We start from the raw sequence: 21363 nt of genomic DNA, 5'->3' as shown, positions 1-21363 counted from the left end.
TGTCCCGGCCCCGCGCCGGTAGACTCGGGGACCGTGACTGACGCCCGCGCCCCGTACTACCTGACCACGGCCATCTCCTACCCGAACGGCGAGCCGCACATCGGCCACGCCTACGAGTACATCGCCTCGGACGCGATGGCCCGCTTCCAGCGGCTCGACGGGCGGGACGTGCGCTTCCTGACCGGCACGGACGAGCACGGCCAGAAGATGGAGCAGACGGCGCAGCAGCAGGGCGTGAGCGCCGTCGAGCTGGCGACGCGCAACGCCGCCGTCTTCAAGGAGATGGACGACGACGTCCTGGACATCTCCTACGACCGCTTCATCCGCACCACGGACACGGACCACGCCGAGGCCGTCCGCGAGATCTGGCGGCGCATGGAGGCCAACGGGGACATCTACCTCGGCTCCTACGCCGGCTGGTACTCCGTGCGGGACGAACGCTACTTCGGCGAGGACGAGACCGAGGTGGGTCAGGACGGCGTGCGTCGCGCCGTCGAGACCGGCACCGAGGTGACGTGGACGGAGGAGGAGTCGTACTTCTTCCGCCTGTCCAAGTACCAGCAGCCGCTGCTGGACCACTACCGCGACCACCCGGACTTCGCCGCCCCCCGGTACCGCTTCAACGAGGTCATCCGCTTCGTGGAGGCCGGGCTCGAGGACCTGTCCATCTCCCGGACCTCCTTCCAGTGGGGCATCGACCTGCCGGCGCCCGCGGACCCCGACGCCGCCGACGCCGACCGGCGCGCGGACCACGTCACCTACGTCTGGGTTGACGCGTTGACGAACTACCTCACCGGCGCGGGCTGGCCCGCGGAGGACCCGGAGGCGTTCGCGCGCTACTGGCCGGCGGACCTGCACGTGATCGGCAAGGACATCTCCCGGTTCCACTGCATCTTCTGGCCCGCGTTCCTCATGTCGGCCGGCCTCGAGCTGCCGCGCCGCGTCATGATCCACGGCTTCCTGAACAACAACGGGGCCAAGATGTCCAAGTCCCTGGGCAACGTGGTGCACCCGCGGGAATGGGTGGCCCGGTACGGCCTGGACGCCGTGCGGTTCTTCCTGCTGCGCGAGTTCCCGTTCGGCGCGGACGGCTCCTACAGCCACGACGCCGTGGTGAGCCGCAAGAACGCGGACCTGGCCAACAACCTCGGCAATCTCGCCCAGCGCTCGCTGTCCATGGTGGCCAAGAACTGCGGCGCCGCCGTCCCCGAGCCCGGCGAGCTGACCGACGCGGACCGCGCGGTGCTGGCCCAGGTGGACGCGCTGCTCGAGCGCACCCGCTCCGCCTACGCGGTGCAGGACTTCCACGACGCCCTCGAGGAGACCTGGCGCGTGCTGGGCGAGGTCAACGCGTACTTCGCGGACCAGGCCCCGTGGGTGCTGCGCAAGACCGACGAGGCCCGCATGCGCACCGTGCTGTATGTGACGCTGCAGGCCGTGCGCCGCGTCGCGCTGCTCGTGCAGCCGGTGATGCCGGGCTCGGCCACGCGCCTGCTGGACCTGCTGGGCGTGCCCGCCGCCGGCGACGCCGGCCGCACCGGCGCCTCGGGCACCGGCGCGCGGTCCTTCGCGGCCTTCGCCGAGGACCTGGTGCCGGGGACGGCCCTGCCGAGACCGGAAGGCGTGTTCCCCCGGCACGAGGAGTCGACCGAGGCCTGAACTGCCCGCTCCGACCCCGTCCGGGCCCCGTGCGCTGTCCAGGATCCGAGACCAGGTGTCCGGATCCTGGCCATGTGGCGAGGCCACTCCTATCCTGGCTCGCATGACCGCACAGCCGAGCCCCCCCGCCGCGTCCCCGTCCGCACCCCTGGACATCGCCGTGATCGGCGGTGACGGCATCGGCCCGGAGGTCACCGAGCAGGCCGTGGCCGTGCTCGAGGCCGCCCTGGCCGCCGAGGGCCGCCCCGCACCCCGTCTGACGGAGTACGCGCTCGGCGCGGAGCACTGGCTCGCCACCGGCGAGGCCCTCACGGACGAGACGCTCGAGGCGCTGCGGGGCCACGCCGCGATCCTCTTCGGGGCCGTCGGCGCCGCCCCCGGGGACACCCGGATCCCGTCCGGGCTGATCGAGCGGGGCATGCTGCTGAAGCTGCGCTTCGCGCTCGACCACGGCGTGAACCTGCGCCCGGCCCGGCTCTACCCGGGGATCTCCAGCCCTCTCACTGAGCCGGGCCAGGTGGCCTTCACGGTGGTCCGCGAAGGCACCGAGGGCCCGTACGTCGGCAACGGCGGCGCCCTCCGCACCGGCACCGGGCATGAGATCGCCACCGAGGTCTCCGTCAACACCGCCCACGGCGTGCGCCGTGTGGTGCAGGACGCCTTCCGCCGCGCTGCCGCCACGGAGCGCAAACGCCTCACGCTGGTGCACAAGCACAACGTCCTGGTCCACGCCGGCCACCTGTGGCGGCGCACGTTCGAGGAGGTCGCGGCCGAGTTCCCCGAGGTGACCACGGACTACATGCACGTGGACGCCGCCACGATCGTCCTGGTCACCGATCCCGCCCGCTTCGACGTGATCGTCACGGACAACCTGTTCGGGGACATCCTCACGGACCTCGCCGGTGCGATCACGGGCGGCATCGGGCTCGCCGCCTCGGCGAACATCAACGTGGAGGGCACTGCACCATCGATGTTCGAGCCCGTCCACGGCTCCGCCCCGGACATCGCGGGCCAGGGGATCGCCGACCCCGTGGCGGCGATCCTCTCCGCGGGCCTGCTGCTCGAGCACGTGGGGGAGCAGGGGGCCGCGGACCGCCTGACCCGGGCCGTCTGGGGGCACCTGGCCGAGCGCGGCACCGAGCGCGGGTCCACCGCCGAGGTGGGCGCCGACGTCGTTGCGCGCCTCTGAGACCCACACCACACGTCAGGGCCTACCATGGACCCGACCCCGTCCGCCCAGTCCGAGGAGAGTCCCGTGACCGAGTCCGCGTTCACGCGTCAGCCGCACCTGTCCCCGCTCTCGGAGACCGAGCGCGCCGAGATTCTGGAGAACCCGGGCTTCGGTGACGTCTTCACGGACCACATGGTCTCCATCGACTGGACGTGGGACGAGGACGGCGGCGCGTGGCACGACGCGCGGGTGGAGCCCTACGGACCGATCTCCCTGGACCCCTCGGCCGCGGTGCTGCACTACGGCCAGGAGATCTTCGAGGGCCTGAAGGCCTACCGGCACGAGGACGGCTCGGTGTGGACGTTCCGCCCGGAGGCCAACGCGGCCCGCCTGAACCGCTCCGCCCGCCGCCTGGCCCTGCCGGAGCTGCCCGAGGAGCTGTTCCTCGGCTCGCTGCGGGCCCAGCTCGAGGCGGACCGGGCCTGGGTGCCCACCGGCCCGGGCCAGTCCCTCTACCTGCGCCCCTTCATGTTCGCCTCCGAGGCGTTCCTCGGCGTCCGCCCGGCCCGGCAGGTGCGGTACATGGTGATCGCCTCCCCGGCCGGCAACTACTTCGGCGGCGAGCTCAAGCCGGTGACCATCTGGGTCTCGCGCGACTACGCCCGCGCCGGCAAGGGCGGCACGGGCGCGGCCAAGACCGGCGGCAACTACGCCGCCTCGCTGCTGCCCCAGCTGCAGGCCGCGGCCAAGGGCGCCGACCAGGTCGTGTTCCTCGACCAGTACCACGACGACGCGATCGAGGAGCTCGGCGGCATGAACGTGTTCTTCGTGCACGCCGACGGCCGACTCGTCACCCCGGCCCTCACCGGCACGATCCTCGAGGGCGTCACCCGCTCCTCGATCCTCCAGCTGGGCCGGGACATGGGCCTGACCGTCGAGGAGCGTCGCGTCACCCTCGCCGAGTGGGCCGAGGGCGTGCGCTCGGGCGAGATCACCGAGGTCTTCGCCTGCGGCACGGCGGCGGTGGTGACCCCGATCGGGCGGCTGCTCGACGGCGACGACGTCATCGAGTCCGCCGGCGGCACCGAGGTCACCCTGCGGATCCGTCAGGAGCTGCTCGGGATCCAGACCGGCGCGGTCGAGGACCGGCACGGCTGGCTGCGCCGCCTCGTCTGACCCGCGCCACCCGGCCGAGTACCGGGCCGACGGCCGGGACTACGCGGCCACCGACCGCCGCGTGCTCTACGGCCACCACTTCGCGGCCATCGCCGGCGCCGGTCCGCTCGTGGGCCCCGTGCTCACCGCGCAGATGGGCTATCTGCCCGGCACCGTCTGGATCATCGTGGGCGTGATCCTGGCCGGCGCGGTGCAGGACTACCTCGTCCTGTTCTTCTCGATGCGCCGCGGCGGCCGCTCGCTCGGCCAGATGGCCCGGGACGAGCTGGGCCGCGTCGGGGGCACCGCGGCGATCATCGCCACGCTGTTGATCATGGTGATCATCACGGCCATCCTGGCCCTCGTCGTGGTCAACGCGCTGGGCGAGTCCCCGTGGGGCGTGTTCTCCGTGGCCATGACCATCCCGATCGCCCTGTTCATGGGGGTCTACCTGCGCTACCTGCGACCGGGCCGGATCGCCGAGGTGTCCCTCATCGGCTTCGTGCTGCTGATGGCCGCCATCATCGGCGGCGGCTGGATCGCCGAGACCGACTGGGGCGCGGCGATGTTCACCCTCGACCGCACCACGATCGCCTGGGGGATCATCGTGTACGGCTTCGTGGCCGCCGTCCTGCCGGTGTGGCTGCTGCTGGCCCCGCGCGACTACCTCTCCACGTTCATGAAGATCGGCGTGATCGCCGGCCTCGCGGTGGCCATCGTGATCGTGCAGCCGCGCGTGGCCGCCCCGGCGTTCTCCGAGTTCGCCGGCGGCCAGACCGGCCCGGTGTGGCCCGGCTCGCTGTTCCCGTTCCTGTTCGTGACCATCGCGTGCGGCGCCCTCTCCGGCTTCCACGCGCTGATCTCCTCCGGCACCACCCCCAAGATGGTGGAGAAGGAGCGGCAGACCCGGTTCATCGGCTACGGCGGCATGCTCATGGAGGCCTTCGTGGCCGTCATGGCGCTCGTGGCGGCCGTCACCCTGGACCGCGGCATCTACTTCGCCATGAACTCCCCGGCGGCGCTCACCGGCGGCACCCCGGAGTCCGCGGCCACGTGGGTGATGTCCCTGGGCCTGGCCGGCGTGGACGTGTCCGCCCAGGACCTGTCCGGCCTGGCGGCCCTGGTGGGGGAGGAGTCCGTGGTGTCCCGCACCGGCGGCGCCCCCACGCTCGCGGTGGGCCTGTCCATGATCATGGGGCAGCTGATCGGCGGGGAGTCCCTGATGGGCTTCTGGTACCACTTCGCCATCATGTTCGAGGCGCTGTTCATCCTCACCGCCGTGGACGCCGGCACGCGTGTGGCCCGGTTCATGCTCCAGGACTCCCTGGGCAACGTGGTCCCCCGCTTCAAGGACGTGAACTGGCGGCCGGGTGCCTGGCTGTGCACCGCCATCATGGTCGCCGCCTGGGGCGCGGTGTTGCTGATGGGCGTCACCGACCCGCTCGGGGGCATCAACACGCTGTTCCCGCTGTTCGGCATCGCCAACCAGCTGCTGGCCTCGATCGCGCTCGCCGTGGTCCTGGCGATCGTGGCCAAGCGGCGGCACTTCCGCGGCCTGTGGATCGTCGCCCTGCCGCTGGCGTTCATCACGGTCGTGACCACGGTGGCGAGCCTGTACAAGATCTTCTCCCCGATCCCGGCCGTGGGCTACTGGGCGCAGCACCGCGCGTTACAGGACGCCCTGGCCGCCGGGCAGACGAGCTTCGGGGCGGCGAAGTCCGTGCCGGCCATGGAGGCCGTGGTCCGCAACACCTTCATCCAGGGCACGCTGTCCGTGGTCTTCCTGACGCTGGCGCTGATCGTCATCACGACGTCGGTGCTCGCCACGGTGCGCGCGTTCCGGTCCACGGAGGTCGTCGACCACCAGGACCCGTACGTGCCCTCGCGGCGCTTCGCCCCGGCCGGCCTGTTCGCCACGGCCGAGGAGAAGGAGCTGCAGCGGCAGTGGGACGCGCTGCCGGCGGAGAAGCAGCCGGTGCGGGGTCACTGACGTGGCCGATCCGCGCGTGACGCCGGCCGGGCCCTCCATCGCGGAGGGCCCGGCCGGCCCGTCTCGGCCCGGGGTGTGGGCCCGGGCGCGCTGGTGGGTCCGCCAGCTCTCCGGCGAGGGGAAGTACGACGCGTACGTGGCCCACCACCGGGCCCACCATCCGGAGCGCGCGCCGATGACCGAGCGGGAGTTCTGGCGGGCCGAGTACGCCCGCCAGGAGGCGAATCCGGGCAGCCGCTGCTGCTGAGCGGTCTCGACCCGCCCTGTACCGCGCCGCACCGTGCTGAGCCAGACGAATCCGCCCGCGAGCCAGACGAATCGGTCGCCCTGGGCCGTCGGGCGCGGCCGAATCGTCTGGCTCGCGGCGTCAGCGGGGTCGGCATCGGGTGGGGTGTCCGGCGACGGCGCCCGCTGCTCACCCACTAGGCTGGCGGCCATGCGCATCGCCCGTTTCGTGGACCAGGCCGAACCGACCTACGGCATCGTGGAGGGTCCGGCCGACGCCGATCCCGCCGAGCTGAGCATCACCGCTCTGCAGGGCGACCCGTTCTTCCACGGGATCCAGCCCACCGGCGCCACCCACCGTCTCGAGGACGTGCGTCTGGTCGCGCCGATCATCCCGCGCTCCAAGATCGTGGGCGTCGGCCGCAACTGGGCCGACCACGCGAAGGAGCTCGGCAACGAGGTCCCCGCCTCGCCGCAGTTCTTCCTCAAGCCGAACACCGCCGTCGTGGGTCCGAACGAGCCCGTGACCCTGCCCAGCTGGTCGGAGGAGATCTCCTACGAGGCCGAGCTCGCCGTCGTCATCGGCACCATCTGCAAGGACGTGCCCGTCTCCCGCGTGGACGACGTCGTCTTCGGCTACACCGTGGCCAACGACCTCACCGCCCGCGACGCCCAGCGCACAGACCTGCAATGGGCCCGCGCCAAGGGCTTCGACGGCGCCTGCCCGCTGGGCCCATGGATCGAGACCGAGCTGGACGTGGAGCCGGCCGGCGGCCTGCGCATCACGTCCCGGCTCGACGGCGAGACCCGCCAGGACGGCACGACCGCGGACATGGTCTTCGGCGTCAAGGAGCTCGTCTCCGCGATCTCCGAGGCCTTCACCCTCCTGCCCGGCGACGTGATACTGACCGGCACCGCCTCGGGCGTCGGCATCGTCGACGCCGGCCAGCGCGTGGAGTGCGAGGTCGAGGGCATCGGCACGCTCCTCACGCACCTGCGCCGCTGACGCGCCCCCACCGACGGCGGCGACGCCCCCACGTGCGGGGGCGTCGCCGTCGTCGCGCCCGGGCCCGCGCGGAGACTCCCCGCGTAGACTCGGGGGCACCATGACTGACGCCACCGCCCCCGCCTCTGACACCACGGCCGCCGAGAACGCGCCCGCCATCTTCGCCGACGTGCCCCAGGTGGACGCCGACACCCCCGTGCGGGTGAGGTTCTGCCCCTCGCCCACCGGCACCCCCCACGTGGGCCTGATCCGCACGGCCCTGTTCAACTGGGGCTGGGCGCGGCACACCGGCGGGAAGCTGGTCTTCCGCATCGAGGACACCGACGCCAAGCGGGACTCGGAGGAGTCCTACCGGCAGCTGCTCGAGGCCATGCGCTGGCTCGGGATCGACTGGGACGAGGGCGTCGAGGTCGGCGGCCCGCACGAGCCGTACCGCCAGTCCCAGCGCGGGGAGATCTACGCGGACGTGATTGCCCAGCTCAAGGCCGGCGGCCACATCTACCCGTCCTACTCCACCCCGGAGGAGACCGAGGCCCGCCACCGGGCCGCCGGCCGGGACCCCAAGCTGGGCTACGACGGCGCCGACCGGGACCTCACCGCCGAGCAGATCGCCGCGTACGAGGCCGAGGGCCGTCAGCCCGTGTGGCGCCTGCGGATGCCGGATACGGACATCACCTTCACGGACCTGGTGCGCGGCGAGATCACGTTCAAGGCCGGCTCCGTGCCGGACTTCGTGGTGGTCCGCGCGGACGGCTCGCCCCTGTACACCCTGGTCAACCCGGTGGACGACGCCCTCATGGGCATCACCCACGTGCTGCGCGGCGAGGACCTGCTCTCCTCCACCCCGCGCCAGATCGCCCTGTACCGGGCGCTCCACGCGATCGGGGTGGCCGCGTACATGCCCGTCTTCGGGCATCTGCCGTACGTCATGGGCGAGGGCAACAAGAAGCTCTCCAAGCGCGACCCGCAGTCCAACCTGTTCCTGCACCGCGACCACGGCTTCATCCCGGAGGGGCTGCTGAACTACCTGGCCCTGCTCGGCTGGTCCCTGTCCGCAGACGAGGACATCTTCACGCCCGAGCAGTTCGTGCAGCACTTCGACATCCACAAGGTGCTCGCCAACCCGGCCCGCTTCGATGAGAAGAAGGCCGTGGCCATCAACGGCACGCACATCCGCCTGCTCGAGCCGGCCGACTTCCGCGACCGGCTGGTCCCGTACCTGCGCGAGGCAGGCCTGGTGGGGGAGGAGCTCACCGAGCGCGAGTCCGCGATCCTCGATGCCGCGGCGCCCCTGGTGCAGGAGCGCGTCGCCCTGCTCGGCGAGGCCGTGGACATGCTCGCCTTCCTCTTCACCCCGGACGAGCAGATCACGACGGCGGAGGGCGCGCTCAAGGGCATGCCCGCCGACCTGCCGGGCGCCGTGGCCGCCGCGCGGGAGGCGCTCGTGGGCCTCGACGAGGACGAGTTCACCACCGAGAGGATCGAGGCGGCCCTGCGTGCCGCGCTCATCGACGGCCTGGGCCTGAAGCCCCGCCAGGCGTTCGGCCCCGTGCGCGTGGCCGCGACCGGCAAGAAGGTGTCCCCGCCCCTGTTCGAGTCCCTCGAGATCCTCGGCAAGGAGTCTGCTCTCGCGCGCCTGGACCGCTTCGCAGCCGAGCAGACCGCGGCCTGAGCCGTCCAGCCGTGACCGAGTCCGTGGACGGCGCCCCCTCCCACGCCCCGGTGGAGGGGGTGCTGTTCGACCTCGACGACACCCTCCTGGACCTGCGCGCAGCGCAGCTGCCCGCGTTCGCTGAAACCGTGCGGGTCCAGTGGCCGCAGGCGCCCGACGAGGGGTCTGCGGCGTTCGCCGCGGCCGCCGAGCACTTCGCTGCGGACCTCGGCGGCCACTATCCGCGCTACCTGGCCGGGGAGCTGGACTTCCTGGGCCAGCGCCTGGCCCGTGCCCGGGACGCCCTGGCCCGGCTCGGTGCCCCGGCCGATCGCACCGAGCCGGACGCCGGCCTCTGGACCGACGGATACGAGAAGCGGGTGCGCTCCCACTGGCGCGTGTTCGACGACGTCGTCGCGGCCCTGGCGGGGCTGCGGGCGGCCGGCGTCGGCGTCGGGATCGTGACCAACAACGTGGAGGCGTACCAGCGCGGCAAGGCGGACGCGATCGGCCTGGCCGACGTGGCCGTGCTGGTGGGCTCGGACACCGCCGGAGCCCCGAAGCCGGACCCGGCGCCGTTCCTGGAGGGGTGCCGTCGGCTCGGCCTCCCCCCGGAGCGGGTGGCGTGCGTGGGGGACAGCCTGGAGAACGACGTGCGCGGGGCTCAGGGGGCCGGGCTCGTGCCCGTGTGGCTGCGCCGGCCGGTGCCCGGGCAGACCCCCGCGGCCGGGGACGCGGCGATGCAGGGGCCGGCATGGGACGCCTCGGAGCGGACCTGGTGGATCGACGGGCTGGGCGCGCTGGCGGCCTGGTTCCCCGCTGCCGGGATGGATTTGGCATCCACCGGGAACACCGTGTAGAGTTCTTTCTCGTTGCCGGGGAGACCCGGGAATGCCGACAACTGAACAGCATTGACGTCGAGATCTGCTCTTGACACATCAGTGGGGTATGGTGTAATTGGCAACACAACGGTTTCTGGTACCGTCATTCTAGGTTCGAGTCCTGGTACCCCAGCGAGTCGGTGGTCGGTGACCTCAGGTCGCATGATCCCGATTCCGGGAATCAGCCATGATTCCTCGGTTGTTCCTCGCGGACAGCGCACGGCCCCATCGTATAGCGGCCTAGTACGCCGCCCTCTCACGGCGGTAACGCGGGTTCGAATCCCGCTGGGGTCACAGTGAGAAAGCAGGCCCGGTCCACCACGGACCGGGCCTGCGTCGTTTCCGGGAAAGCGCGACACGGCCGCCGAGTTGCACGGCGCCAGGAGTCCTGGTAGGTTTTCCGAGTCGCCCACCGGGGATCCCGGGAGCGGCAGCTGCCTCGGGCAGAGCGGCCCCATCGTATAGCGGCCTAGTACGCCGCCCTCTCACGGCGGTAACGCGGGTTCGAATCCCGCTGGGGTCACAGTGAGAACGCAGGCCCGGTCCACCACGGACCGGGCCTGCGTCGTCCCCGGGGACTGCCGTACGACCACCTCCCCGGAGGGTCAGGCGTCCGGGGCGTCCACGCGTTCCCCGCAGCCCGCCCGTGAGACGATGACACGGTGGAACCCACCGATCCGTACACCGCACCGGCCGAGCCTGTCACCGGCATCGGCGTCGACACCGCTGTGCGCCGCGTGCGCGCGCACCTGGACGCCGTCGAGCTGCCCTTCGCCACCCCCACCGCCGAGGCGGACCGGGCCGAGCGCGAGCGCACCCGGCACCAGATCGACGACTACGTCCTGCCCCGCCTGGACTCGCTCGACGCCCCGCTGCTCGCGGTGGTCGGCGGATCCACCGGCGCGGGCAAGTCCACGCTCGTGAACGCCCTCGTGGGGCACGAGGTGTCCCGGTCCTCCGCCCTGCGCCCCACCACGCGCCAGCCGCTGCTGCTCCACCACCCCGAGGACGCCCACTGGTTCACCGGCCCACGTGTGCTCCCGGACCTGGCCCGGGTCACGGTGCACCGGAGCGAGGCCGCCGGCCCCGTGGAGCCCGACTCCGGCGCCATGGACACCGTGGCGCTCGTGGCCGAGCCGTCCCTGCCCGCCGGCATCGCGATCGTGGACGCCCCGGACATCGACTCCGTGGCGGACGCCAACCGCGCGCTGTCCCGCCAGCTCCTGGAGGCGGCGGACCTGTGGATCTTCACCACCACCGCCCACCGCTACGCGGACGCCGTGCCGTGGGAGCTGCTGGACCAGGCCGCCGCGCGGGACATCACGGTCGCCGTCGTCCTCGGGCGCGTCCCGGACGGCGCGGAGCAGGACATCGAGCCGGACCTGCGCCGCATGCTCACCGCCCACGGGCTGCCGGACGCCCGCATCCACGTGATCCCGGAGACCCGGTTCGATGAGCGCGGCCTGCTGCCGGACGAGCACGTGGCCGGCCTGCGCACGTGGCTCACGGCCCTGGGCGAGGACGCCCAGGCGCGCGGCGCCGTCGCCCGCCGCACCGTGGACGGCGTGCTGGCCCAGCTGGCCGGGCGCGTGGAGGAGATCGCCGGGGCCGAGCGCGCCCAGCAGGAGACCGCCGCCCGCCTGGCCGCGATCGTCTCCGACGCCACCGAGCACGCCGTGGAGACGGTGCACCGGTCCACCTCGGACGGCACCCTGCTGCGCGGCGAGGTCCTGGCCCGCTGGCAGGACTTCGTGGGCACGGGGGAGTTCTTCCGCGGCCTGGAGACGGCGGTCGGCCGTGTCCGGGACCGCATCGGCGCGCTCGTGCGTGGCCGTCCGGCCCCGCCCGAGGAGGTCGAGGACGCCCTCGAGACCGGCCTGCACGCCGTGCTCGTCGAGGCCGCCGCCTCCGCCGCGGAGAACATCGAGCGCCGCTGGCGCGCCGAGCCCGCCGGCCGGGTGCTCGTGACCGGGCGTGACCTGGGCTCGCTGCCCGAGGACACCTCGGACCGCGCCGCCGCTCTGGTGCGGGACTGGCAGTCGGACGTGCTCGCCCTGATCCAGGAGGAGGGCGCCGGCCGACGCACGCAGGCCCGCCTCGCCGCGTTCGGCGTGAACGGGGCGGCCGTGGCCCTCATGGTCATCACCTTCGCCTCCACGGCGGGCCTGAGCGGCATCGAGATCGGCATCGCCGGCGGCGCCGCCGCGGTGGGCCAGAAGCTGCTCGAGTCGATCTTCGGGGAGGACGCCGTGCGCCGCATGGCCCAGCGCGCCGGCGAGATCCTCGACGCCCGTGTGCGCGTCCTCGTGGACGAGGTCCTCGGCGGGCGCTTCCTGCCCCTGCTGGCCCTCGAGCGCGGCCCGGAGGACACCGCCGCCCTGCGCGGCCTCGTGCCCGTCCTGCGCCACGGCGTCGACGCCGGCCTGGACGGCCCCGGGGGCGCCGACGTCGTCGACGCGCGCACCGCGACCGTCCCGACCGAGGGCGTCCGCCCCGCCGACCGCATCGAGGATGAGGAGCAGACCCGATGAGCCGTACCGCCGCCCCCTCCCTCGCCGAGCGCCTCGACGCCCTCGGCGCGGCGGCCGAGCTGGCCCAGGACCGCCTGCCGGACCCCGTGGTGGCCGACGCCGCCGCGGCCGTCCGCGCCGCGGGGGAGCGCCAGAGCCTCTCGGCCGAGCACACCGTGGTGGGCTTCTTCGGCGCCACCGGCTCCGGCAAGTCCTCCCTCTTCAACGCCCTCACCGGCCGCGAGCTGGCCGGCGTCGCCGCGACCCGCCCCACCACGTCCGAGCCGCTGGCCGCGGTGTGGGGCGTGGGCCGGGGCGAGGGTCGGGACGGCGAGGGCGGCGGGGCCGCCGCCCTGCTGGACTGGCTGGGCGTGCCCCGTCGGCACCTGCTGGACGACGCCCCCGTGCTCGACGGCGGCCGCAAGGGCTTCCTGGGCTTCGGCCACAAGGACGGCGCGGACGCCACAGGCCTGATCCTGCTCGACCTGCCGGACATCGACTCCGTGCAGCGCTCCCACCGGGACGTCACCGCCCGGCTGGCCGGCCACGTGGACGTGCTCGTGTGGGTGGTGGACCCGGAGAAGTACGCGGACGCCGTCATCCACCGCGACTTCCTGGCCACCATGGCCTCCCACGCCGCGGTGACCCTCGTGCTGCTGAACCAGGTGGACCGCCTCACCGTGCAGGACCGCGACTCCGTCCTGGCCTCGCTGCGCCGCATGCTCTCCGGGCACGGCCTCGGCGACGTGCGCGTGCTGCCCGTGTCCGCCCGCACGGGCGAGGGCCTGGAGGAGGTCGGTCGGCAGATCGCGGCGATCGTCTCCTCCCGCGAGGCCGCCGCCGAGCGCCTCGGCGCGGACGTCACCGCCCGTGCCCGGGCCCTCGAGGAGGCCTCCGGCCCGGGCGAGCCCGCCGGGGTGGGCGACGACGACACCCGCCGCCTCGGACGGGACCTCGCCACGGCCGGCGGCGTGCCCGCCGTCGTCCGGGCCGTGGAGGGCTCCTACCGCCTGCGCTCGGCCAAGCGGACCAGCTGGCCCGTGCTGCGGTGGATGCACTCGTTCCGCGCCGACCCGCTGCGGCGGCTGCACCTGCTGCCCGAGCGCGCCGTGGGCCGCCGGGACCGGGACCCCCTGCCGCGCGATCCGGACCTGCACCGCACGTCCCTGCCCGAGCGCTCGCAGACCCAGCGCGCCGTCGTGGAGGGTGCCGTCCGGACCCTCGTCACCTCCGCCTCGGCGGGCGCGTCCGAGCCGTGGGCGGCCTCGGTGCGCCGGGCCGGCCGCGCGCACCTGGACGAGCTGCCCGCCGCCGTCGACCGCGCGATCGCCGGGACGGACCTGGGCGCCGCGAAGGGCAGCTGGTGGTGGCCCGTCCTCGACGTGCTGCAGTGGCTCGCTCTGGCCACGGCCGTGGTCGGCGCCGGGTGGCTCGGCGTGCTCGCCCTGGCCGCATACCTGCAGTTCCCCCTGCCGCCGGCCCCGGCCGTGGAGGGCTTCCCGATCCCCACCCTGCTGCTCGTGGGCGGCCTGGCCCTCGGGCTGCTGCTGGCCCTGCTCGCGATCCCGCTCACCCGCCTCACGGCCGCCTCCCGCGGGAAGCGGGCGCGTCGTCGCCTCGAGGAGTCGACGACCGCCGCCGGCCGGGAGCTCGTGGTGGAGCCGGTCCGGGCCGAGATCGAGCGCCATGCGCGCTTCCGCGCGGCCCTGGCCCAGGCCTCGGGCGCCGGGGTGCGGGCGCGCTCACGGCGGTGACCTCCGCGCGCACGTCGGCGGGCGCCGTCGTCGGGGACCTGGCCGAGGAGGAGCTCCTCGAGCTCATCCAGGCGCGCCTGGCCCCCGTGGCCCGGGACGCGGCGTGGCCTGCTGGCACCGTCCCGCCCGGCGACGACGCCGCGGTGCTGCCCGCCCCGCGCGGCGCCGTCGCCGTGTCCACGGACGCCATGGGGGAGGGCACGGACTTCCTGATGACGTGGCCGGCGGGCGTGCGGACCCGCGGGCACGACGTCGGCTGGAAGGCCGCCGCCCAGAACCTCTCCGACATCAACGCCATGGGGGCCGCCCCCCGCGGACTGGTCACGGCGCTCACCCTGCCGCGGGACACCCCCGTGGCCTGGGTGACCGCCCTCGCCGGCGGGTTCACCGCGGCCATCCGCGCGCTCGGTGCGGGCGACTGCCGCGTGGCGGGGGGAGATCTCGGGGAGGGCGGCCGCGTCCACGTGGCGGTGACCGCGCTCGGAGACCCGCCGGCCGCCGGGGCCGTGCGTCGCGTACCCGCTCCCGCGGTGCGCGCGCGGATGCTCGCCGATGGCGCGGTGCTCGTCCACGCCGCGGGTCCGGCGGGGCCGGGCTGGGGCAGGCCCGGACCCGGCTGGGCGGCGGCGGGGCTGGCGCTGCTGCTGACCGACCGGGCGCGCCTGCGCGAGCGGGCCGCGGCCTTGGACCCCGCCGACCGTCCCGGCTCCCGTGAGCTGGCCCGCGCCGTGCGTGCGCAGCTGCGGCCCCGGCCGCCCCTGGCCCTCGGGCCAGCGGCCGCGGCGGCGGGGATCGCCGCCCTGATGGACGTGTCCGACGGCGTCGGGCGCGATGCGCACCGGCTCGCCCGCGCCACGGGCACGCCGGACGACCCGCTCACGCCGTGGGTGGACGAGGCGTGGCTGGCCGGGGCCGCCGCGCCGTTGGCCCGCGTGGCCGGGCTGAGCGGCCGCGCGCCCGAGGAGTTCGTGCTGGCCGGCGGCGAGGACTACGGGCTCCTCGGCCTCGTGCCGAACGGCGGGACCGTCCCCGCGGGGTTCGAGCGCATCGGGCGGCTCGAGCCCGCGGGGCGCCGTCCCGCCGGGCACCGCCCCCTGCCGGAGCGGGGCTGGGACCACTTCGGCGCGGCCCGCTGAGGGGCCCCGGTCAGCCCAGGGTCTCGGGGTCGAAGCGGTGGCCCAGGCCCACGACGGTCCAGCCGGCCTCGCCCCAGGCGCCGACGTCCAGGACGTTGCGCCCGTCGATCAGCAGGCGCGAGGCGACCCGGCGCCCGGCCTCATCCGGGTCCAGGGCCCGGAACTCGGCCCACTCCGTGAGCAGCAGCACGAGCTCGGCGCCCTCGAGGGCCGCGTCGGCCGAGCCCACGTAGTCCAGGCGGGGGAAGCGGGCGGCCGCGTTGGCGTTGCCCTCGGGGTCGTAGACGCGCACGTCCGCGCCCGCGGTGAACAGCCGGTTCGCCACGTCCAGGGCGGGGGAGTCGCGGACGTCGTCCGAGTCGGGCTTGAACGTCACCCCGAGCACGGCGATCCGCCTGCCCTGGAGCACCGGACGGGCCGGACCCGTCGTCTTGCCGCCGCGGGGGGCCGAGGCCCCCGCCTCCGTCGCGTGCGCCGCGGACAGCATCTGCACGGCGAGGTCCACCACGCGGTCCCGACGACGGAGGTTGATGTCGTCCACCTCGGCCAGGAAGCGCATCGTCCGGTCCAGGCCCAGCTCGGAGACCCGGGCCTGCAGCGCCCGGATGTCCTTGGGCAGGCAGCCGCCGCCGAAGCCGACGCCGGCGTTGAGGAAACGGCGGCCGATCCGGGTGTCGAGGCCGATCGCATCGGCGAGCGTGCCGATGTCCCCGCCCACGGTCTCGGTGATCTCGGAGAACGCGTTGATGAAGGAGATCTTGGTGGCCAGGAACGCGTTGGCGGCGACCTTCACCAGCTCGGCGGTCTCCAGGTCCGTGCAGATCCACGGCGTGTCGACGGCCAGCTGGGCGGCGTAGACCTCGCGCAGCAACGGCTCGGCCCGCGGCCCCGCCACGCCCACCACGAGCCGGTCCGGCGTGAGGGTGTCCTTCACGGCGAAGCCCTCCCGCAGGAACTCGGGGTTCCAGGCCAGCTCCACCTGCCCGGGCAGGCCGTGCTCGGCGCGGATCTCCGCGACGCGCCCGGACAGCCGGCGCGCGGTGCCCACCGGCACGGTGGACTTGCCCACGATCAGTGCGTCCCGGTCGATCGCGCGCGCCAGGGACTCCACCGCGGCGTCCACGTAGGTCAGGTCCGCCGCGGCCTCGCCCACCTTCTGGGGCGTGCCGACGCCGATGAAGTGCACGTCCGCCCACCGTGCGGCCTCGGACACGTCGGTGGTGAAGCGCAGGCGGCCCGAGGCCACGTGGGTCCGCAGCAGCTCCGGCAGCCCGGGCTCATGGAAGGGCACCTCGCCGCGGGAGAGCTGCTCGATCTTGGCCGGGTCCACGTCCACGCCGACGACCTCGAACCCGAGCTCCGCCATGCACGCGGCGTGCGTGGCGCCCAGGTACCCCGTGCCGATCACCGACAGGCGGGGCCGGCCGCCCACGGTGGTTTCGGCGGACGGGGCGTCCTGCTCCGACGCGGCGGCGGGGGAGACGGCGGTCTCGGTCACTTCGGGCTCCTCGGGGGTCGGCGGACGGGCACGTGCGGGTCACCACGCTAGGGCACGGGCGTGAACGTCCGCCGAACGCCCGGCGGACGGCCCGTGCCCGTCGGCCCCGCGCCGGCGCGGCGGCCCGCCGCTCAGGCCTCGCCGGCGCGGATCAGCTCGGTGAGGCGGCCCGCGGCGGCCACCACGGACTCGGCGTGCATCCGGCCGGGCTGGCGGGAGAGGCGCTCGAGGGGGCCGGAGATGGACACCGCGGCGATCACCCGGCCGTTCGGCCCGCGGACCGGCGCGGAGACGGAGGCGACGCCGGACTCGCGCTCTGCCAGGGACTGGGCCCAGCCGCGGCGGCGCACCGCGGCCAGCACGGTCGGGGTGAACACGGCGCCCGCCAGGCCCTCGACGAGCCGGTCGTGGTCCTCCCACGCGAGCAGCACCTGCGCGGCGGAGCCGGCCTTCATGGACATGCGCGTGCCCACCGGGATGGTGTCCCGCAGGCCCCACGGGCGCTCGGCGCTCGCGACGCACACCCGGACGTCCGCCTGGCGGCGGAACACCTGGGCGGACTCGCCGCACGCGTCCCGCAGCCACTGCAGCACGGGGCCGGCCGCGGACGTCAGCCGGTCCTCGCCGGCCGCGGAGGCCAGCTCCGCCAGGCGGGAGCCGAGCACGTAGCGCCCCTGCAGATCCTTGGTCACCAGCCGATGGTGCGTCAGCGCCGCGGCGAGCCGGTGCAGCGTGGGGCGGGCGATCCCGGTGGACGCGACCAGCTGGGCGAGCGTGGCCGGGCCGGACTCGAGCGCGTCGAGGATGGCCACCGACTTGTCCACCACGCCCACCCCGCTCGGGTGGGTGTGCAGGGCGGGGGCGAGCTCCCCGGTGTCCGGACTGTGAGAGGTGCACATGCGCAGATCGTAGCGTTCGCCGGTCCCGCCGTCAGCGCCGCAGCGAGCCTGAACGGGATCGGCCAGGGGTCCCGGACCGAACGCACTACCCGGGACATGTCTCACTTTCTGAGACGAATCGGGGTGCGGATCGTGGGCCATCCGCCCCGGCGGCACAGTGGTGGCAGGAAGTGCGCGGGCCGCATCGGCGGCGCGGCGCGAGGAACCGAGAGGGAGGACGGCGCATGAGCACGCAGACGCCGGGCCCGCGTCCCCGGACGCTGGCCGAGAAGGTCTGGGACGAGCACGTGGTGGTCCGCGGCTCGGGCGAGGGACAGACCCGGACGCCCGACCTGCTGTACATCGACCTGCACCTCGTGCACGAGGTCACCAGCCCCCAGGCCTTCGAGGGGCTGCGTCTGGCCGGGCGCCCCGTGGCCCGTCCGGACCTGACGATCGCCACCGAGGACCACAACACCCCCACGGAGGACATCGACCGGCCCATCGCCGACCCCACCTCCCGCCTGCAGATCGAGACCCTCCGGGGGAACTGCACGGAGTTCGGGGTGCGCCTGCATCCGCTCGGCGACGCCGAGCAGGGCATCGTGCACGTCGTGGGTCCGCAGCTCGGCCTCACCCAGCCCGGCATGACGGTGGTGTGCGGGGACTCCCACACGTCCACGCACGGCGCCTTCGGCGCGCTCGCCTTCGGCATCGGCACCTCGGAGGTCGAGCACGTGCTCGCCACGCAGACCCTCCGGCTCAAGCCCTTCAAGACCATGGCCGTGACCGTGGACGGGACGCTGCGCCCGGGCGTGACGGCCAAGGACATCATCCTCGCGGTCATCGCGAAGATCGGCACCGGCGGCGGCCAGGGGTACGTCCTGGAGTACCGCGGCGAGGCGATCCGCGCCCTCTCCATGGAGGGCCGCATGACCATCTGCAACATGTCCATCGAGGCCGGCGCGCGCGCGGGCATGGTCGCCCCGGACGAGACCACGTTCGCGTACCTGAGGGGCCGGCCCCACGCGCCGCAGGGCGCGGACTGGGACGCCGCCGTCGAGCACTGGCGGACGCTGGCCACGGACGAGGGGGCGGAGTTCGACGCCGAGGTGGTCATCGACGCCGACGAGCTCGAGCCGTTCGTCACCTGGGGCACCAACCCGGGCCAGGGTGTGCCGCTGAACGCCGCCGTGCCCGACCCGGAGGACTTCGAGGACCCCACCGCGCAGGAGGCCGCCCGCAAGGCGCTGTCCTACATGGACCTCACCCCGGGCACCCCGATGAAGGACGTGGCCGTGGACACGGTGTTCATGGGCTCGTGCACCAACTCCCGGATCGAGGACCTGCGCGCGTTCGCCTCCGTGGTCGGGGGCCGCCGCAAGGCCGAGGGCGTGCGCGTCCTGGTCGTCCCCGGCTCGGCGCGCGTGCGCCTGCAGGCCATGGAGGAGGGCCTGGACCGGGTCCTCGAGGACTTCGGCGCGGAGTGGCGCTTCGCCGGCTGCTCCATGTGCCTCGGCATGAACCCGGACCAGCTCTCCCCGGGGGAGCGCTGCGCCTCCACGTCCAACCGCAACTTCGAGGGGCGACAGGGCAAGGGCGGGCGCACGCACCTGGTCTCGCCCGTCGTCGCCGCGGCCACCGCCGTGCTCGGCCGCCTGGCGAGCCCTTCCGACCTGCCCGCCCGCGAGCCCCAGGAGGCCTGAGCCATGGAGTCGTTCACCACCCACACCGGGATCGGCGTGCCGCTGCGCGCCTCCAACGTGGACACGGACCAGATCATCCCGGCCGTCTACCTCAAGCGGATCTCCCGCACCGGCTTCGAGGACGCCCTCTTCGCCGGGTGGCGGCAGGACCCGGACTTCGTGCTGAACACCGAGCCCTACAGCGCCGGCTCGGTCCTGGTGGCCGGCGCGGACTTCGGCACCGGCTCCTCCCGGGAGCACGCCGTGTGGGCGCTCAAGGACTACGGCTTCCGGGCCGTGGTGTCCTCGCGCTTCGCGGACATCTTCCGCGGCAACTCCGCCAAGCAGGGCCTGGTGGCCGCGCAGGTGGAGCAGGAGGACGTCGAGCGCCTCTGGAAGGAGCTGGAGCACCGCCCGGGGGCCGAGGTGACGGTGGACCTCGAGGCCCGCACCGTGGTCTGCGGCGACGTCACGGCGTCCTTCACGATCGACGAGGACGCGCGGCACCGCCTCCTGAACGGGCTCGACGACATCGCCATCACCCTCGGGCACGCGGACGAGATCGCGGCCTACGAGGCGCGCCGCCCGTCGTGGCGGCCCACCACGCTCCCGCCGCGCACCGCGGACTGAGCCCGTCCCCTCGTCAGGGCCGCCTCCGCGGTCGGCGGGCGTTGCGGGTCGCCGGAGCCGACGCCCTATGCTGGGGGCGATTCGCGGGACGACCCGTCCGCCCCCGGGGCGGCGGGCCGGGTCCGCACCGACAGACTCCCCGTCCCGGCCGGGACGGACGCGGCGGGCGCTCGACGCGACCCGCGAGGAAGGACACGAGACATGGCGAAGCTGCTCACGATCCACGGAGGCAAGCCCCTCGACGGCGAGGTGACCGTCCGCGGTGCCAAGAACCTGGTCCCCAAGGCCATGGTCGCGGCCCTCCTCGGCTCCACGCCCTCCGTGCTGCGCAGCATCCCGGAGATCAAGGACGTGGACGTCGTCAGCTCGTTGCTCGAGATCCACGGGGTGACCGTGGACTGGGACAAGGAGTCCGGGACCATCACCATGGACCCGGCGGGCGTGAAGTCCGCACTCACCGCCGAGATCGACGCCCACGCCGGCGACTCCCGCATCCCGATCCTGTTCTGCGGCCCGCTCATGCACGCCATCGGCGAGGCGTTCATCCCCGACCTCGGCGGCTGCAAGATCGGCGACCGGCCGATCGACTACCACCTGGCCGTGCTGCGCAACTTCGGCGCCGTGGTGGACAAGCGCCCCGGCGGCATCTCGATCTCCGCCCCCAAGGGCCTGCACGGCGCGAAGCTGGAGCTGCCCTACCCGTCCGTGGGCGCCACCGAGCAGGTGCTCCTGACCGCGGTGAAGGCCGAGGGCATCACCGAGCTCAAGGGCGCCGCCGTGGAGCCGGAGATCCACGACCTCATCCACGTGCTCCAGAAGATGGGCGCCATCATCACGGTGCAGACGGACCGCACCATCCGCATCGAGGGCGTGGGCGAGATGCGCGGCTACAACCACGTGGCCCTGCCGGACCGCAACGAGTCCGCGTCGTGGGCCTCGGCGGCCCTGGCCACCCGCGGCGACATCTTCGTGCGCGGCGCCTCCCAGCGGGACCTCACCGCGTTCCTGAACACCTACCGCAAGATCGGCGGCGAGTTCGAGGTCACCGACGAGGGCATCCGCTTCTGGCACGCCGGCGGGGACCTGAACCCGCTCGTGCTCGAGACGGACGTCCACCCCGGCTTCATGACCGACTGGCAGCAGCCGCTCGTGGTGGCCCTCACCCAGGCCAGGGGCGTGTCGATCGTCCACGAGACCGTGTATGAGAACCGCTTCGGCTTCACCGACGCGCTCGTGCGCATGGGCGCCTCCATCCAGCTGCACCGCGAGTGCCTGGGCTCCGTGCCCTGCCGCTTCGGCCAGCGGAACTTCCTGCACTCCGCCGTCATCTCCGGCCCGACGCCGCTGACCGGCGTGGACTTCGACGTCCCGGACCTGCGCGGCGGCTTCTCCCACCTCATCGCCGCGCTCGCGGCCGAGGGCACCTCGCACGCCACGGGGCTCGAGATCATCAACCGCGGCTACGAGAAGTTCATGGACAAGCTCCAGGGCCTCGGCGCCGACGTCGAGCTGACCGAGCGCCCGCGGTGACCTT

At 73.9% G+C, this 21363-nt stretch carries 15 protein-coding genes, 3 tRNA genes and 1 pseudogene; 17 read left to right on the top strand and 2 right to left on the bottom strand.

The features are described from left to right. The first annotated feature begins 33 nt into the window (after window positions 1-33). From metG to MA879_RS04040, 14 genes and pseudogenes are all read left to right on the top strand, one after another. Complete coding sequence (gene metG, locus MA879_RS04105; RefSeq protein WP_248123730.1) at window positions 34-1659, top strand: methionine--tRNA ligase; 1626 nt, start codon at window positions 34-36, stop codon at window positions 1657-1659. Window positions 1660-1762: 103 nt separating this feature from the next. Next, on the top strand, window positions 1763-2848 hold the full coding sequence (locus MA879_RS04100; RefSeq protein WP_248123729.1) for a 3-isopropylmalate dehydrogenase: 1086 nt from the start codon (window positions 1763-1765) through the stop codon (window positions 2846-2848). 66 nt (window positions 2849-2914) lie between these two features. Continuing rightward, complete coding sequence (locus MA879_RS04095) at window positions 2915-4006, top strand: branched-chain amino acid aminotransferase (RefSeq protein ID WP_248123728.1); 1092 nt, start codon at window positions 2915-2917, stop codon at window positions 4004-4006. A 10-nt stretch (window positions 4007-4016) separates the two neighbouring features. After that, a pseudogene (locus tag MA879_RS04090) lies at window positions 4017-5975 on the top strand (carbon starvation CstA family protein); the annotation flags it as partial. A gap of 1 nt (window position 5976) precedes the next feature. Further along, the gene (locus MA879_RS04085) at window positions 5977-6222 is read left to right on the top strand and encodes a YbdD/YjiX family protein (RefSeq protein WP_248123727.1); all 246 of its coding nucleotides are present in this window, start codon (window positions 5977-5979) and stop codon (window positions 6220-6222) included. A 189-nt stretch (window positions 6223-6411) separates the two neighbouring features. Beyond that, window positions 6412-7206: a fumarylacetoacetate hydrolase family protein gene (locus MA879_RS04080; RefSeq protein ID WP_248123726.1), complete on the top strand. Its 795-nt coding sequence runs from the start codon at window positions 6412-6414 to the stop codon at window positions 7204-7206. A gap of 100 nt (window positions 7207-7306) precedes the next feature. After that, entirely contained in the window at window positions 7307-8878 is a 1572-nt protein-coding gene (gene gltX, locus MA879_RS04075; protein WP_248123725.1) for a glutamate--tRNA ligase, read from the top strand. Between the two features lie 11 nt (window positions 8879-8889). Further along, window positions 8890-9717 (top strand): HAD family hydrolase, encoded by an 828-nt coding sequence (locus MA879_RS04070; protein WP_248123724.1) that lies wholly within the window; start codon window positions 8890-8892, stop codon window positions 9715-9717. Window positions 9718-9799: 82 nt separating this feature from the next. Beyond that, window positions 9800-9871: transfer RNA gene (locus tag MA879_RS04065), tRNA-Gln, on the top strand. An 88-nt stretch (window positions 9872-9959) separates the two neighbouring features. Further along, window positions 9960-10032 (top strand) — tRNA-Glu (locus MA879_RS04060). Between the two features lie 156 nt (window positions 10033-10188). Beyond that, window positions 10189-10261: transfer RNA gene (locus MA879_RS04055), tRNA-Glu, on the top strand. 139 nt (window positions 10262-10400) lie between these two features. Continuing rightward, complete coding sequence (locus tag MA879_RS04050) at window positions 10401-12269, top strand: dynamin family protein (protein ID WP_248123723.1); 1869 nt, start codon at window positions 10401-10403, stop codon at window positions 12267-12269. After that, entirely contained in the window at window positions 12266-14002 is a 1737-nt protein-coding gene (locus MA879_RS04045; protein ID WP_248123722.1) for a GTPase, read from the top strand. Before MA879_RS04050 ends, MA879_RS04045 begins: the two co-directional genes overlap by 4 nt. After that, window positions 13999-15138: a thiamine-phosphate kinase gene (locus MA879_RS04040; RefSeq protein ID WP_248123716.1), complete on the top strand. Its 1140-nt coding sequence runs from the start codon at window positions 13999-14001 to the stop codon at window positions 15136-15138. Before MA879_RS04045 ends, MA879_RS04040 begins: the two co-directional genes overlap by 4 nt. A 10-nt stretch (window positions 15139-15148) precedes the next feature. Here the strand turns inward: MA879_RS04040 and MA879_RS04035 are convergent, their stop codons facing one another. Together MA879_RS04035 and MA879_RS04030 are read right to left on the bottom strand one after the other, a co-directional pair. Next, window positions 15149-16636 carry a UDP-glucose dehydrogenase family protein gene (locus MA879_RS04035; RefSeq protein ID WP_248123715.1) on the bottom strand — a complete coding sequence of 496 codons (1488 nt, stop codon included), beginning with the start codon at window positions 16634-16636 and terminating at the stop codon, window positions 15149-15151. Window positions 16637-16767: 131 nt separating this feature from the next. Further along, entirely contained in the window at window positions 16768-17535 is a 768-nt protein-coding gene (locus MA879_RS04030; protein WP_248123714.1) for an IclR family transcriptional regulator, read from the bottom strand. 224 nt (window positions 17536-17759) lie between these two features. Here MA879_RS04030 and leuC point away from each other — a divergent pair, with 224 nt between their 5' ends. The 3 genes from leuC to murA all read left to right on the top strand — a co-directional run bounded on the left by leuC (window position 17760) and on the right by murA (window position 21359). Continuing rightward, window positions 17760-19220: a 3-isopropylmalate dehydratase large subunit gene (gene leuC / locus MA879_RS04025; RefSeq protein ID WP_248123709.1), complete on the top strand. Its 1461-nt coding sequence runs from the start codon at window positions 17760-17762 to the stop codon at window positions 19218-19220. 3 nt (window positions 19221-19223) lie between these two features. Further along, a complete protein-coding gene (gene leuD / locus MA879_RS04020; protein WP_248123707.1) occupies window positions 19224-19829 on the top strand; it encodes a 3-isopropylmalate dehydratase small subunit in 606 nt (201 codons plus the stop codon). Window positions 19830-20030: 201 nt separating this feature from the next. Further along, window positions 20031-21359, top strand: coding sequence for a UDP-N-acetylglucosamine 1-carboxyvinyltransferase (gene murA / locus MA879_RS04015; RefSeq protein ID WP_248123706.1), 1329 nt, complete (start codon window positions 20031-20033; stop codon window positions 21357-21359). The last annotated feature ends 4 nt before the right edge of the window (window positions 21360-21363 follow it).

This window comes from Micrococcus lacusdianchii, assembly GCF_023155805.1.
In the GTDB taxonomy this organism is placed as follows: Bacteria; Actinomycetota; Actinomycetes; order Actinomycetales; family Micrococcaceae; genus Micrococcus; species Micrococcus lacusdianchii.
This window is presented reverse-complemented; position numbering and strand designations above follow the sequence as displayed.